The sequence below is a fragment of the Pseudomonas sp. DWRC2-2 genome, assembly GCF_049897885.1.
GTDB classification, from domain to species: domain Bacteria; phylum Pseudomonadota; class Gammaproteobacteria; order Pseudomonadales; family Pseudomonadaceae; genus Aquipseudomonas; species Aquipseudomonas azotoformans_A.
Genome location: NZ_JAFCXD010000006.1, coordinates 397,966 through 412,259, shown reverse-complemented (window position 1 = coordinate 412,259; position 14,294 = coordinate 397,966). Strand labels below are relative to the sequence as shown.

General features: G+C 59.6%; 14 protein-coding genes. 7 read left to right on the top strand and 7 right to left on the bottom strand.

Annotated elements, in window-relative coordinates:
* Window positions 1-12 precede the first annotated feature (12 nt).
* From ACP7EW_RS25695 to ACP7EW_RS25685, 3 genes are read right to left on the bottom strand one after another with little or no spacing between them, the layout of a single operon-like run.
* Complete coding sequence (locus ACP7EW_RS25695; protein WP_426220832.1) at window positions 13-1,110, bottom strand: DNA alkylation repair protein; 1,098 nt, start codon at window positions 1,108-1,110, stop codon at window positions 13-15.
* Between the two features lie 18 nt (window positions 1,111-1,128).
* Entirely contained in the window at window positions 1,129-2,475 is a 1,347-nt protein-coding gene (locus tag ACP7EW_RS25690; RefSeq protein WP_426220830.1) for a glutamine synthetase family protein, read from the bottom strand.
* 11 nt (window positions 2,476-2,486) lie between these two features.
* The gene (locus ACP7EW_RS25685) at window positions 2,487-3,044 is read right to left on the bottom strand and encodes a helix-turn-helix domain-containing protein (RefSeq protein WP_025999768.1); all 558 of its coding nucleotides are present in this window, start codon (window positions 3,042-3,044) and stop codon (window positions 2,487-2,489) included.
* A 141-nt stretch (window positions 3,045-3,185) separates the two neighbouring features.
* On the opposite strand from ACP7EW_RS25685, the gene ACP7EW_RS25680 reads away from it, so the two are divergent.
* Window positions 3,186-3,494: an RcnB family protein gene (locus ACP7EW_RS25680; RefSeq protein ID WP_033902066.1), complete on the top strand. Its 309-nt coding sequence runs from the start codon at window positions 3,186-3,188 to the stop codon at window positions 3,492-3,494.
* Window positions 3,495-3,571: 77 nt separating this feature from the next.
* Window positions 3,572-4,765, top strand: coding sequence for an MFS transporter (locus tag ACP7EW_RS25675; protein ID WP_426220828.1), 1,194 nt, complete (start codon window positions 3,572-3,574; stop codon window positions 4,763-4,765).
* On the opposite strand, the gene ACP7EW_RS25670 is transcribed toward ACP7EW_RS25675, so the two are convergent.
* Both ACP7EW_RS25670 and ACP7EW_RS25665 read right to left on the bottom strand, forming a co-directional pair.
* The gene (locus tag ACP7EW_RS25670; protein WP_033902071.1) at window positions 4,728-5,000 is read right to left on the bottom strand and encodes a DUF1652 domain-containing protein; all 273 of its coding nucleotides are present in this window, start codon (window positions 4,998-5,000) and stop codon (window positions 4,728-4,730) included. The genes ACP7EW_RS25675 and ACP7EW_RS25670 overlap by 38 nt on opposite strands.
* 109 nt (window positions 5,001-5,109) lie before the next feature.
* Window positions 5,110-6,600 (bottom strand): PAS domain S-box protein, encoded by a 1,491-nt coding sequence (locus tag ACP7EW_RS25665; protein ID WP_426220826.1) that lies wholly within the window; start codon window positions 6,598-6,600, stop codon window positions 5,110-5,112.
* A 195-nt stretch (window positions 6,601-6,795) separates the two neighbouring features.
* On the opposite strand from ACP7EW_RS25665, the gene ACP7EW_RS25660 reads away from it, so the two are divergent.
* Together ACP7EW_RS25660 and ACP7EW_RS25655 are read left to right on the top strand one after the other, a co-directional pair.
* On the top strand, window positions 6,796-7,764 hold the full coding sequence (locus ACP7EW_RS25660) for a hypothetical protein (RefSeq protein WP_426220824.1): 969 nt from the start codon (window positions 6,796-6,798) through the stop codon (window positions 7,762-7,764).
* Between the two features lie 111 nt (window positions 7,765-7,875).
* The gene (locus tag ACP7EW_RS25655) at window positions 7,876-8,496 is read left to right on the top strand and encodes a hypothetical protein (protein ID WP_426220822.1); all 621 of its coding nucleotides are present in this window, start codon (window positions 7,876-7,878) and stop codon (window positions 8,494-8,496) included.
* A gap of 36 nt (window positions 8,497-8,532) precedes the next feature.
* Here ACP7EW_RS25655 and ACP7EW_RS25650 read toward each other — a convergent pair whose 3' ends face one another.
* Both ACP7EW_RS25650 and ACP7EW_RS25645 read right to left on the bottom strand, forming a co-directional pair.
* Window positions 8,533-9,420: a nitrilase family protein gene (locus ACP7EW_RS25650; RefSeq protein ID WP_426220820.1), complete on the bottom strand. Its 888-nt coding sequence runs from the start codon at window positions 9,418-9,420 to the stop codon at window positions 8,533-8,535.
* 150 nt (window positions 9,421-9,570) lie between these two features.
* A complete protein-coding gene (locus ACP7EW_RS25645) occupies window positions 9,571-9,816 on the bottom strand; it encodes a DUF6124 family protein (RefSeq protein WP_016976709.1) in 246 nt (81 codons plus the stop codon).
* A gap of 389 nt (window positions 9,817-10,205) precedes the next feature.
* Between ACP7EW_RS25645 and ACP7EW_RS25640 the strand changes: the two genes are divergently transcribed.
* From ACP7EW_RS25640 to mgtA, 3 genes are all read left to right on the top strand, one after another.
* Window positions 10,206-10,550, top strand: a complete 345-nt coding sequence (locus tag ACP7EW_RS25640) for an FKBP-type peptidyl-prolyl cis-trans isomerase (protein WP_061436125.1) — start codon at window positions 10,206-10,208, stop codon at window positions 10,548-10,550.
* An 11-nt stretch (window positions 10,551-10,561) separates the two neighbouring features.
* A complete protein-coding gene (locus ACP7EW_RS25635) occupies window positions 10,562-11,164 on the top strand; it encodes a GNAT family N-acetyltransferase (RefSeq protein WP_426220818.1) in 603 nt (200 codons plus the stop codon).
* A gap of 421 nt (window positions 11,165-11,585) precedes the next feature.
* Complete coding sequence (mgtA, locus tag ACP7EW_RS25630; RefSeq protein WP_269133531.1) at window positions 11,586-14,291, top strand: magnesium-translocating P-type ATPase; 2,706 nt, start codon at window positions 11,586-11,588, stop codon at window positions 14,289-14,291.
* Window positions 14,292-14,294: the final 3 nt, after the last annotated feature.

Genomic DNA, 14,294 nt, shown 5'->3' with positions numbered 1-14,294 from the left:
TAGTCAATCGAGTCAGGCGCGCAATTCGAATTCAGCACTGCCGAGCTTTTCCCCATTCACCAACACGTGCACCACATGCCGTCCGGGATAGTGCTTACGCGTGGTCAGTTCGCGGATATGTTGCTCACGCCGAATGCTGTGATGCTCACCCGCGCCGAGGGTAAACGCCTTGAGCTTGAACACTTTCGCGGCACTGTGGCCGGCGCTTTTCACGTAGTCGATGGCGTAGTCCACCACCAGTTTCTGTGGCGCGGCAGAGGTGGACTCCAGGCTGAAGGACAGGTTGATGCGTTCGCCCAGGTTGATCACCGCCGGTGTGACCATCAGATGGTGGATCTTCACCTCGGCCTTGGCGCCGGCGCCCATGATCGTCAGCGCACGGGTGTTGCCTTGCTTGATCAGGCTGCGCAAGGCATGGCGGGCGATCCACGCAGTGTGCGGGTTATCCAGGTTCCAGCCCTCGATCAGGCTGAGCACCCACTCCGGATGGTCCTTGGTGATGTCGTTGAGGTGGTTGGCCACGGACTTGCGTACGTAGAGGCTGCTGTCGGCCTTGAGGTTGTCGAGGATCGACGCGCACAGCTCGGGGTTGGCCTGCACCTGTGCCAGGCGGAATGACCAAGGCAGGCGCGGACGCGAACCTTCGCTGGCCAGGCGGCGCACGTGTTCGTTGTCATCCAGTGACCAGGTTTGCATCACCGCTAATGTGCGCTGGAAGTCGTGCTGCAAAAAGTGGCGGATGGCGAATTCGGCGGAGCCAAAGGTGGTGAAGTATTTAAGAGCAGCCATGGAGCGCTTGAAGTCGTGCAACCCGTAACTTGCCACGAAATGCGGCAGGAACAGGCTGACGAACGCGCTGTTCAAGCGTGGGGCCAACGCGTAAAGCACCTTTAGGGTTTGCGGGTAATCCAGCGGGATCACCGCATGCAGGCTCTCGCTGACCCGCGCCATGCGCTGCATCACCGACAACTCGGCCAACCCGGCCTTGGCGTGCTTGAGGAAGCCCTTGGCGTCGAACGCCGGGTACACCGCTGTCATTTCATCGGCGATGTGTTGCAGGCGTTCGACGTTGAAGATTTCCTTGAGGGCCGGGGCGCTTTGGTCGGTCATCGGTGATTCCAGTGGCGTTTAGAGAAACCAGCGGTATTCCCGCGCGTTGATCTCTTGTTGGAAGGCCAGGTGGTCCTGGCGTTTGTTTTCGCAGTACACGTCGACAAATTCGGCGCCCAGCTTATCGCGCAATACCGATTGATGCTGCATGGCACGCACGGCGTCGAGCATGTCCAGCGGGAAGTCGGTGCCGCTGCTGCGGTCCTCGTTCAGCGGGGCGATGGGTTCGTGCTTGGTTTCCAAGCCGTGCTCCAGGCCGACCAGGATCGCCGCCAGTACCAGGTAGGGGTTGGCATCGGCACTGGCCAGGCGGTGTTCGATACGCAGGTTGCGCGGGTCGGATTCGGGAATGCGCACGCACGCGTCACGGTCTTCAAAGCCCCAGCTGGCGCGGGTGGCGGCGTTGACCGTACCGCCCAGGCGGCGGAAGGCGTTGTGGTTCGGCGAGAAGATCGGCATGCAGTGGGGCAGCAACTCCAGGCAGCCGGCCACAGCATGCCGCAGCGGTTGCTGCTGGTGCGCCGCCAGCAGGTTATTGCCCGCGCCGTCATACAGGCTGACATGCACATGCATGCCGCTACCAGGGTATTGCAGGTACGGCTTGGCCATGAAGCTGGCGCGGTAACCGTGCTTGAGCGCCACGCAACGGGTGCTGCGGCAGAACAGGGCGGCCCGGTCGGCGGCGCGCAGGCCGTCATCGAGGTGGCCGAAGTTGATCTCGAACTGGCCTGGGCCGATCTCGGCAGTGATCACCGTGATATCGATGCCCTGATCCTTGGCGGTGTGCGCCATGTCATCCAGCACTTCGCTGAAGCGTGACAGCCGTTCGATATGCAGGTTGGGCTGGTCGTCGGCGTCATCGCTCAGTGGGTCGCGGGCGAATTGCGGCAGGCCGTTGTCGAGCTTTTTGTCGAACAGGTAGAACTCCAATTCAAAAGCCACCACCGGGTGGATGCCCTTGTGGTGCAGGCGCTCCAGCACCTTGGCCAGCACTTCGCGGGGTTCGAATTCGATGGGCGCTTCGGTGCCGTCCGAGGTGATCAGCATCTGGCCCAGGGGTTGCGACTCCCAGCTCACTGGCTTGAGCGTGCCTGGCACCAAACGGCGGTTGGCATCCGGATCGCCGTCGTTGAAACAGTAGTCACCGATCTTGAACAGGCCACCCTGGGCCCCCAGCAACACTGCGTTTTGCGGCAGTTTCAACGGGCTGCCGGCGGCGACTTTTTCCAGCATCTCGATGGGGTAGCGCTTGCCGTAGAAATGCCCGGGAATGTCCAGGGCGATCAGGTCGACGTAACGCACGTCGGGGTGGTTCTGGCGAAAGGTCCGGACTTCGGCCAGTAGGGAGGCAGGATGGCTTTTCACGGGTGTAGCTCCTAGTTGTAAACCCACAGCACGCGGGCGGGCAGGTCAGTCAGGTTGGCGTAGCGGCAATGGGCAAAGCTGGCCAAGTGGAAACTGTCGCCAGGGCCGAGGGTGACCGAATCGGCCTCACCTTCAACCCACAAGGTCAACTCGCCTTCCAGCACAAAACCGGCCTGTTCGGCACGGTCGCTCATGGTTTGTTCACCGCTGTTGGCTCCGGGGGCCAACAGGCTGTCGAGCATCGAAAAGGCGCCATTCATGCTCGGTGAGACGAGGATGTCGGTGATGCCATTGGCGTAATACACCGTGCGCCGTTCGTTGGGACGGGTAATCCAGTCCACGGCCTTGGGCTTGGGCTGGCTGTAGAAATACGTGGTGGGCACGTCGAGGGCGTGGCTGATGGCAGTGAGGTCCGCCACGGTCGGGCGCGACAGGCCGCGCTCGACCTGGGACAGAAAACCCACGGATCGCTCGATTTCTTTAGCGAGCTGGGCCAGGGTGAGCTTCTTGTGCTTGCGCAGGTCGTGGATCAGTGCGGCGAGGGTGGCGAGTTCTTCTTGAGGTGTCATGAAATTTATTTCGATAAATTTCATGAAAAATTACAGGATTTATTTCACAGAGGCAATGGGGCATCTGCCACAGGTGAATTGAATGATCATGCGCGGCGGCGGTCCGAACTTGGGTAAGCATCATTCATTGAAGGAGCACCCATGAAGTCCAAATCCCTGATCGCCTCGCTGCTGGTCGCTACCAGCCTGTCCACCGCCAGCTTCATCGTGCAAGCCGGTGATACCCCTCAGGAAACCGTGCAACCTTCGAACATCAATACCCGTGACTTGAAAGAAGGCGACCGCGCGCCCGATATCTTGATGCGCAAGGAGTCGGCCGTCAGTGACTGGAAGAAACGCGGCCTCAAGCAGCCTGAAGAAGACAGCCAGTGGGCGCGGGTGGGCGATAGGTTTGTGCTGCTCAAGACAACCAACGGCACCATTCTTGAGATCACTCCCGTCAAGAAATGACCTTGTATTTCTGCCCTGTTCCTGCGTTAAGGTAGCCGGCTGAAAAGGTCGCGTTACCTTCAAGGAAAGAGAGCAGGATGCTTGCCACAATAAGAAACTACCCCCGTACCGTTAACCTGTTGCTGTCCGCCACGTTGCTGCTCACGCTGGCCAAAGCCATTACGTTTCCGTACCTGGTGATTTACCTCACCCGCCACTTTGCCCTTGATATCACTCAGGTCGGCCTGGTGATCGGCAGTTCGCTGATCGTCGGTTCGTTGCTCAGTGTGTACGGCGGTTTCCTCGTAGACCGCGTCAACAGCTACCGGCTATTGCTGGCCTTAAGCGTGCTGTTTGTGCTGGGTTTTATCGGCACGGTGCTGGCGCAGAACATCTGGGCGTTCTACAGCTGCCTGATCCTGATCAACCTGGCTTATGCGGTGATCGATATCGCCGTCAAAGCCGGCTTTGCCAGCCTGTTGCCCGAAGATGCACGTAGCGAAGTGTTTTCCATCAAGTACACCCTGACCAATATCGGGTATGCCGTAGGGCCTTTTTTCGGGGCGATGATTGCCAAATGGGATATCAGCCTGCCGTTTATTCTGTCGGCGCTGTTGGGGGTGGGGTTTTTCCTGCTGTATTGGCGCTGGGGCGACCGTACCCTGGCCACCGTGGATGCCACGCAAAAACCGGTGCCATTCCTGGCCGTCGGCCGAGTGCTTTTAAGCGATCATCGTCTGGTGTGCTTTACCCTCGGCGGCGTGCTCAGTGCCGTGGTGTTCGGCCAGTTCACTGCGTGGCTGTCGCAGTACCTGGTGACCACCACGACAGCCGAATACACCTACACCGTGGTCAGCGCCGTGCTGACCACCAACGCGGTGCTGGTAATTGCCTTGCAGTACGTGATCGGCCGGCGCATTTCGCACCGCTACCTGGGCCAGTGGCTGATCGCGGGGCTGGGCATGTTCATGCTGGGCATCGTCGGGTTCGCGCTGTCCACCAGCGTGTTGTGGTGGGTGCTGGCGATGGCGGTGTTCACGGTGGGGGAGATCATCGTGTTTCCGGCCGAGTACATGTTTATCGACCGGATCGCCCCGGACCACCTGCGCGGCATGTACTACGGGGCACAGCATCTGTCCAACCTGGGCGCCGCGTTGGGGCCGGTGTTGTGTGGGCTGGTGCTGGCCAGTCTGCCGGCCCACTACATGTTCTACATGCTGGGGGCGTTCATTGTGGGCGGCGGGGTGTTCTATTTCATTGGGGCGTCGTTGAAGGCAAGTCATCCAGCGTGAGCTTGCCCATGGTGTTGCTCTGCAGTTCGTAGCGCAGTTCTTCGACCATCTTTTCGACTTCTTGCGGGGTCTGCAGCCGGTTGGTGCTGATCCCGGTCACTACCAGATCCACTCGGCCGGTTTGCGCATCGTAGACCTTGAGGGTCAGGGACGCGTCTCGGCACAGGGTAAATTCACATGTCAGCGGCGACAGGCCTTCTTCGATGCAATTTCGCAGTTGAGAGAGGGTAAACATGCGGGTTCCTTCAGGACAAAATGTTCGACCCCTGAAGGGTATGGCTTGCTCCTCGCTGCGATAAGGCGAATTCGCACTAGGCGCACTAGTGCATTTGCACTTTTACGACCTACTTTTTTAGGCGCAATTCCCCGGCAAACAGCCCGCGTTCACGGGCCCAGACGATGGCCGCACTGCGGCTGTGTACGCCCAACTTCGAGTACACCGTCGCCACATGATTTCGCACGGTATTGGGCGCCAGTTTCAGGCGGGAGGCGATCTCTTTGTCGGCCAGGCCTTCGCAGATCAACCCCAGCACATCACGTTCACGGGCAGTGAGGTCGGTGAACGCAACGTTGGGCAGGTTGGGGCTGTTGACGCTTTTGGCGTTGGCCAGTTTTTCGATCAGCGTCTGGCTGAACCATGAGGCGTCCTGCATGACTTCCTCGATGGCGGCCACCAGTTCCAGTTCCGAGCGCTTGCGTTCAGTGATGTTCATCAGCACCAACAGATAGCTGGGCACGTCTTGAATGGTCACGGTGTCAGCGGACACAACACAGTCGATGACCTCATTGCCTTTCTTGCGCACCTTCAAGTCCTGGCCGTCGAAGCTTCCGGCTTTTTCCAGGGTGGTGAACAGCAGTGCGCCAGCTGGTGCGTTGTCGATAAACCCTATTTCTTCGATGGCCTTGCCGATCAGCTCTTCGCTGGCATATCCAGTGATAGTCATGAACGCCTCGTTCACATCCACCACCTGGCGGTTGGCGGCACTGCAAACCAAGGTTGGCACTGGCGTCAGGCGAAACGATTTGGCGAACCGTTCTTCACTCTGACGTAGCGCAATTTCGGCTTTGCGCCGAGGCTCCAGGTCAGTGAAGGAAAACAGCATGCAGTCCTCTTCGTTCATGTCCAGCGGCTGGCCGGCCACGATCACCAGTTTGCTGCCGCCATCGGGCAACTTCAGTTCGGCCTGCATCTGCGGGATAGTCGCGCCATCGCCCAGGCGCTGGATCGCTAAGTCCTTGCGCTCAGCGTGTTCCAGCACGTCCAGCTCATAGACTGACTTACCGATGACTTGGTCGCGGTTGTACCCGGTCATCTCAAGGAAGCCTTGGTTGACCTTGATGTAACGCAAGTCGCTGAGACGGCAGATCACCGCCGGCGCCGGGTTGGCGTTGAAGGTTTTTTCGAAGCGCTGCTCGGCGCTGGCCCACTCGGTGGCGTCGCTGAGGATCAGTACCAACAGCTCAGGTTCGCCCTGTGAGTCGGTGATCACCAGGCTGCGCACGCGGTGCACCCAAGACTTCTGCGAATCATCGGTGGGAATGACCTCAACCACGACGTCGCTGAATTCGTCTCCAGCGGCGGCGCGGGCCAGGGGGTAGTTTTCCGGCAGCAGTGGGTGATTGTTGCGATAGCGCAGCGTGAAACGCTCTGCGTATTGCTGCGCATCCGCGCCTAGCCCCATGACGTCGCCCACGCCATGCATGCTCAGCGCGGCTTCGTTGGCCCACAAAATGGTCTGGTCGACCTCGGCGAGAATGATCCCATCCGATAACCCGGAAATAATCTGCTGCAGTTGGCGACGGTTGGTTTCTTTGGCGAGGACGTCCTGGCTCATGATTTCTCCCGAAAATAGCGCGTAAAAACTCCGACATCCGCGCTTCAGGATAGTGCAAAGAAAGTCATGGGCGTGAAGTGCGAATGCATCAGCTGCTCTGGTGCATTTGCGCCAGGACTGAACGTATGTCGTTTCGCCACACTCACACCATCAAGGCATATCGCCTTGCTCCCACAACATGTGAAGGACCTCTGTATGACCACTGTCTATGAAACCAATCGATCGCTGTTTCGCGTGTCTTGGAGCTCGGTATTGGCCGGTAGTGCAATTGCCCTGGTGACATACCTGGTACTCAGTGTTCTCGGCACCGCCATTGGCGCCAGTGCGGTTGACCCGATGGAAGCGGGCAACCCGCTGAGCGGTTTTGGCACGGGCGCGGGCATTTGGCTGTTCGTCTCTACCCTTGTGGCGGTGGGCGTCGGCGCCTTTGTCGCCGGTCGGACGGCACCTGATCGCGGTGGTCTGCACGGCGTGCTGACCTGGACCGTCACCACTTTGCTCACCACTTGGCTGCTCGCGGGTCTGGCCGCCAGCGTTGTCGGCACTGCCGGCAATGTGGTGGGTAAAGGCTTGTCGGCTGCCGGTAGCGGTATTGCCGCGGCGGCACCTGGCATAGGCAATAGCGTCAAGCAGCAATTGAACGAACAGGGTATCCAGCTGGACTGGAACAGCCTGCAAGGCGAGCTCGATACGCTGCTCAAACAGAGCGGAAAACCTGAACTGGACCCGGCCAACGTCGAGCAGAAAGCCGACCAGGCAGCCGCCGATGGCAAACAATCGGCCACCACCGCAGCGACCGACCCGGTCCAGGCTGGCGATGCGTTGAAGCAGTGGTTCGAGCGCGTCAAAGCGTCCGGTGAGCCTGCCCTGAATGCGGCTGACAAAGACGCGCTGGTCAACATCGTTGCGGCCCGTACCGGCAAGAGCAAGGAAGAGGCCACGCAGATCGTCGACAACTATGCCCAGGCTTATCAGCAAGCCATGCAGAAGGTCGAAGAGCTGAAGCAACAGGCTGAGCAGAAAGCCCGTGAAGCGGCTGAAGTGGCTGCCAAGCAGATTTCCCGTGCGGCCTGGAGCACCTTGGCGATGCTGCTGTTGGGTGCGGCGCTGAGCTTCTTTGTGGGGCGTATGGCGCTGACTAATCGTCGCGTGCCGTTGGCCTGAGACTAACGGTAAGGTGGCAAGGACGCCGCTTTACCCTTTATAGCAACGCTCCACCTTGTGTGATGCGCGTAAACTGGCGATCTTTTTACGCGTATCACCCAAAGGTGCCCCTTGAGCGCAGGCAAAGCCGTCGGACTGTTTCTCCTCTCTATTCTGTTGACTGCATGCGGAACTTCACCGCCCCGTAATCCCAACGACCTCTGCAGCATCTTCCGCGAAAAGGACGACTGGTACGACGCCGCCAAAGTCACGCAAAAACGCTGGGGGGTGCCGATTCAGGTGCCGTTCGCCATCATGTATCAGGAGTCCGGCTTCCACCAGGACGCCCTGGCCCCGCGCAAATACCTGCTGTGGATCATCCCCTGGGGCCGCGTCTCCACCGCCGCCGGTTACGCCCAGGCCAAGGACGAAGTGTGGAACGACTACCGCAAGAGCACCGGCCGCAGCGGCGCCAGCCGCCAGGACTTCGACGACGCCATCGACTTTGTCGGTTGGTACATGGACAAGACCTACACCGTCAACGGCGTCTACAAATACGACGCCTACGGCCAGTACCTGAACTACCACGAAGGCTGGGGCGGCTACCGCCAACGCACCTACGCCGCCAAGGCCTGGCTGCCGCCGGTGGCGAGCAAGGTGCAAGCGCGTTCACAGCTGTATGCGGCGCAGTATGCGCGGTGCAAGGATGATTTGGGGCGGGGGTTTTGGAGTCGGTTTTGGCGGTGGTTGTAAGGGCCTGAAAGGTAGCGTTGGGCATGGCACCTTTTCTCAGCGCGGGAATGCGGTGTGCTGGGCGTAGCCAAGCATCTGGTCGTAGAGATCAGCGCGCCGATCCCTTTGGAGATCATTGAGGCTGTTCCAGATCGGCGCACTGCGCGCGCGGCTGAGATCGATATCGGCAAACAGAATCTCCTGGCGGTTCGCCGACGCCACCTTGCCGATGGGCCAGCCATTGTTCCCGGCAATCAACGAACAACCGAGATAACGTGCGTCTCGCTCTTCCCCAATTCGACTGGCAGCGGCGATGAACACGTTATTCACGTGCGCTGCGGTCATCGTCAGGTAGGAGGCCATGCACTTGCCGGCTTCGTCAAACAACGGAGGAGGGGTCCACACCCAGTTGTTCAAGCTGCAAATGATATCGGCGCCTTGCTGGCTGAGAATGCGCGGCACTTCGGGAAACCAAATGTCCCAGCAGATCAACATGCCAATACGCCCTATGGGCGTATCGAAAACGGGAAAACCTGTGTTTCCAGGGGTAAACCATAGTTTTTCCAGGTTCCATAGGTGTGCTTTGCGGTACTTGCCGATAAACCCGTCTGGGCCTATCAGGACGCTGGTGTTAAACAACTGCATGCCGTCAAGTTCGCTGAGGCCCGCCGCCAGATACACCTGATGCCGGCAAGCAAATTCGATCCAGGCCTGCACGCTTCTTCCGTTCGGAACAATTTCGGCATGATCAAAGGCATCTTGGCAGTTGGCGAAAAAATAACCGCAATTTGAAAGTTCTGGAAGCACGATCAGCGTGGCGCCGCCGTCGGCCGCTTCCGTTGCCAGCGCAAGGCTGTGGTGCAGGTTAGCGGTACGGTGCTGCGTTCCTACCTGGGGATCAAACTGCACGACAGAAACGCGGACAGGGCTTATCGCTGGGTTCATTGCAGGAGACTCTTATGGGGACTGCTCTACATAAGAGGTGATAGGGCGGCAAGGCGTAAATCAGGTGCTTCCGTTTAGGTTGTCAGTTGGCGCCTGCCAATCTGAAGCGCTTAGTTACGGCAACAAGCAAGGCTTCTTGCCGTAACTCATTCAGCTCGGCTGCATACACTCCAGCGACCGATCCACCATCACACTGGCCATGTCCACCAGGTGCATGACCGACAGCACCAGCGTGCGTGAAGTCCCTTCCAATTGATCCCCCGCCGTCTGCGCCGCAACGGCGGCACAACGCAACACGCTGCTGGCGTGGGCCAGGGCGTCTTCGAAGCTGAGGTCTGGGGTGGTGGTGAAAAATTGCAGTTCTGAAGCGGGTGGCGCGGGGACAGGTTTGTCCATGGGTTCAACTCCTAATCAACGTTAGAGAGCCGTTACCTTCGCTACTAAACGGGGTGGCGGCCGTACGCAGGTTAGTAGACCGGTGATTAGGACCCGGCGCACCCGAAGGTGCCCTGCGCACGGCCACCATAACGCAGGGCCGAAAAAAAGCGCCTTGCATAAGGGGGCGCTTAGCGCCTAATCACATCGTGGGCTACTAAACCCGGTAACTGAATGGGCAGTGACCGACGAAGACTAGCCACGTGATTTGAGCGGCGCAAGCGGTTGGGATTCTCTCGGAAACGTCCTGCGAGTTAAAGGGAAATGTCATCGCAGCGACTCTTCCTACACTTGCCAAACCTACCCAATTCTGGGAAAACCCCACCCTTTGTACCGTCAACGAGCGCCCTATGAGCCCCGAAGAACTCCAAATCACCGACATCCGCCCCGGCACCGGCAAAGCCGTGGTCAAAGGCGCACTGATCACCACCCAATACACCGGCACCCTGGAAGATGGCACGGTGTTCGATTCCTCCTGGGAGCGCGGCAAGCCGTTCCAGTGTGTGATCGGCACCGGGCGGGTGATCAAGGGCTGGGACCTGGGCTTGATGGGCATGCAGGTGGGCGGTGTGCGCACCCTGTTCGTGCCGGCGCATCTGGCCTATGGCGAGCGGTCGATGGGGGCGCATATCAAGCCCAACAGCAACCTGCGTTTTGAGATTGAGTTGCTGGAAGTGCTGACGCGGGACGATTGAGGGCGGTGAACATGGAAGTTGATTCACACGAGTTGCCGGCGTGTTCCGTCGCGGGCATTCAGGTCGTTGAGCTGGGTGATCGCGATGAAGCCGAGTTGCAGCGGTTTTTTGAGCGGGCGCCGGATTACTTCATCGCGGTCAACGGTGAACCGGCCACAGCGACCGAAGCGCATGAGGAATTGCAGGGGCTGTTACCCGCAGGGTGGGCGTGCAGCCGGATGTATTGGCTGGGTTACCGCGATCTGGAAAACCAACTGGTGTCGGTGGTGAACATTGCGGCGGACTTGCTGGCTGTTGGTGTTTGGCACATCGGGCTGTTGCTGGTGGATGCACGCTTGCATGGCACTGGGTTGGCGCAGCGGCTGCACGCGGATCTTGAGGCTTGGGCTGCGGGCAACGGCGCTCAATGGTTGCGTTTGACGGTAGTCATCGGCAATGCCAAGGCCGAACGTTTCTGGCCAAAACTTGGCTATGTGCAGGTACGCACCCGCGAAGGGATCACGATGGGGCGTCAGGTGAACAGCGTTTCGATTCAGGTCAAGGCCCTGACAGGTGGGCAGGTGGGTGATTACCTGGCGTTGGTGCCGCGAGATCGAGTGGATGCACCTTCCTGAACCCATCCTGAAGAATCCTCTTATTCCCCATACGGAAACTTTCCTACGGTTTACTCTCTGATCATCGGGGCGTAAGCTTCGCGCGTTTTCATCAATAGCGGAGACCCTCAGTGGGTACTTGTTCGAGTGACAGTAGTCGGCCGGTTTCGGTAACCGGCACAGGCTTGGCAAGGTAACGCGCATTTTTACGATGCCGTTGTCTCGCCACTAAAAGCGAGAAGCGGCATCCCGGCAGTGGCCAGTCCTGGCGCCTGCCCGAATCCCTCTCATCGACGCTGACCAGCTCCCGGCTCACCTCGGGATGCTACGGACGCGCCTGTCTTTTACGACAGGCGGGCCTAGCTGGCTGTGCCTATAAAACGGGCGCGGTACAGGCGGCGGTACCTGCACGACGGTTTTTTCCTCGCGCAGGAGTAACACCATGAACCTGACTCTGTTGAAAGAGTTCTTTGCCGGCTTCCTGCGGACCCGGCACATCGCCCGGCATTTCCGTCGCCTGGCGATGCTCGAAACCGTGACCGACGCCAGCGTCAGCCGCGAAGTGCCGCCGACCCTGGCGCAAACCCTGGTGGTCTCGGCCAACAGCAGTGCCGTGCAATTGCTCGGCACCCTGGGCAGCCATTCCGAGGGTTTGACCACTCAGGAAGCCGATGCCCTGCGCGTGCAATACGGGCTCAACGAAGTCGAGCATGAGCAGCCGCTGCCGTGGTGGGTGCACCTGTGGCACTGCTACAAAAACCCGTTCAACCTGTTGCTGACGTTGCTGGCGGTGATCTCTTGGCTGACCGAGGACATGAAGGCCGCCACGGTGATTTTTTCCATGGTGGTGCTGTCGACGCTGTTGCGTTTCTGGCAGGAGGCCAAGTCCAACAAGGCCGCCGATGCGCTGAAAGCCATGGTGAGCAACACCGCCACGGTACTGCGCCGCGATGAAGCCAAGCGCATCGAACTGCCGATTAAACAGTTGGTGCCGGGCGATCTGATCGTGCTGTCCGCTGGGGACATGATTCCCGCCGATTGCCGCGTACTCAGCGCCAAGGACCTGTTCGTCAGCCAGGCGGCGATGACCGGTGAATCGATGCCGGTGGAGAAATTTGCCCAGCAGCAGGACGCCAAGACCCGCAACCCGCTGGACCTGGAGAACATCCTGTTCATGGGCACCAATGTGGTGTCCGGCGCGGCGACGGCGGTGATTCTGACCACCGGCAACAGCACCTACTTCGGCGCCCTGGCCCAGCGCGTGACCGCGACGGACCGCGCCACTACCTCGTTCCAGCATGGCGTCAACAAGGTCAGCTGGTTGCTGATCCGCTTCATGTTCGTGATGGCGCCGCTGGTGCTGTTCATCAACGGTTTCACCAAGGGCGACTGGACCGAAGCACTGCTGTTCGCGCTGTCGATTGCCGTGGGCCTGACCCCGGAAATGCTGCCGATGATCGTCACCTCCACCCTGGCCAAGGGCGCGGTGTTTCTGTCGCGCAAGAAAGTCATCGTCAAGCGCCTGGATGCGATCCAGAACTTCGGCGCCATGGACGTGCTGTGCACCGACAAGACCGGCACCCTGACCCAGGACAAAATCTTCCTGGCGCGCCATGTGGACGTGTGGGGCGCCGAGTCCGATGACGTGCTGGAAATGGCCTACCTCAACAGCTACTACCAGACCGGCCTGAAAAACCTGCTGGATGTGGCGGTGCTGGAACATGTCGAAGTGCACCGCGAGCTGAAAGTCGGCACGGCGTTCCAGAAGGTCGATGAAATTCCGTTCGACTTCAACCGCCGCCGCATGTCCGTCGTCGTCGCCGAGCAGGGCCAGCCGCACCTGTTGATCTGCAAGGGCGCTGTGGAAGAGATTCTGTCGGTGTGCAACAACGTGCGCCATGGCGACGTCAACGAAGCGCTGACCGACGACCTGCTGGCACGTATCCGCCAGGTCACCGCCGCGTTCAACGAAGAAGGCCTGCGCGTGGTCGCCGTGGCCGCGCAGCCGATGGCACCGGGGCGCGATACCTACAGTCTGGCGGATGAGAACAACCTCACGCTGATCGGTTACGTTGCGTTCCTCGACCCACCCAAGGAAAGTACTGCACCTGCGCTAAAGGCCCTCAAAGCCCATGGCGTGGCAGTGAAAGTGCTGACCGGCGATAACGAACTGGTCACCGCCAAGATCTGCCGCGAGGTGGGCCTGGAGCAGCAGGGCCTGCTGATGGGCAACGACATCGAGGACATGACCGACGCGGAGCTGGCCAAGGCCGTGGAAACCACCAATGTGTTCGCCAAGCTCACCCCGTCCCACAAGGAACGTATCGTGCGTTTGCTCAAGGCCAACGGGCATGTGGTCGGCTTCATGGGCGATGGCATCAACGACGCGCCAGCACTGCGAACAGCTGATATCGGCATTTCGGTGGACAGCGCGGTTGATATCGCCAAGGAAGCCGCCGACATCATCCTGCTGGAAAAGAGCCTGATGATCCTGGAGGAGGGCGTGCTGGAAGGCCGGCGCACCTTCGCCAACATGCTCAAGTACATCAAGATGACCGCCAGTTCCAATTTCGGCAACGTGTTCTCGGTGCTGGTGGCCAGTGCGTTCATTCCGTTCCTGCCGATGCTGCCGATGCATTTGCTGGTGCAGAACCTGCTGTATGACATTTCGCAGATTGCGATTCCGTTCGATAACGTCGACGACGAGATGCTGAGCAAACCGCAACGCTGGCAACCGGGAGATGTCGGCCGTTTCATGCTGTTTTTCGGGCCGATCAGTTCAATCTTTGACATCACCACGTTCGCACTCATGTGGTATGTCTTCGATGCCAATACGCCTGACCACCAGACCCTGTTCCAGTCCGGCTGGTTTGTGGTGGGGCTGCTGACCCAGACGCTGATCGTGCACATGATCCGCACCCCGAAAATTCCGTTCCTGCAAAGCCGTGCGGCGATGCCGTTGATGGTGATGACCGGCGTGATCATGGCCGTGGGGATTTTCCTGCCGATGGGGCCGCTGGCGCATTACTTCAAGTTGCAGGCGCTGCCGTCGCTGTACTTCGTGTTCCTGCCGGTGATCCTGCTGGCGTACATGGCACTGACCCAGGCGGTGAAGGGCTACTACATCCGTAAGTTTGGCTGGCAATGAACA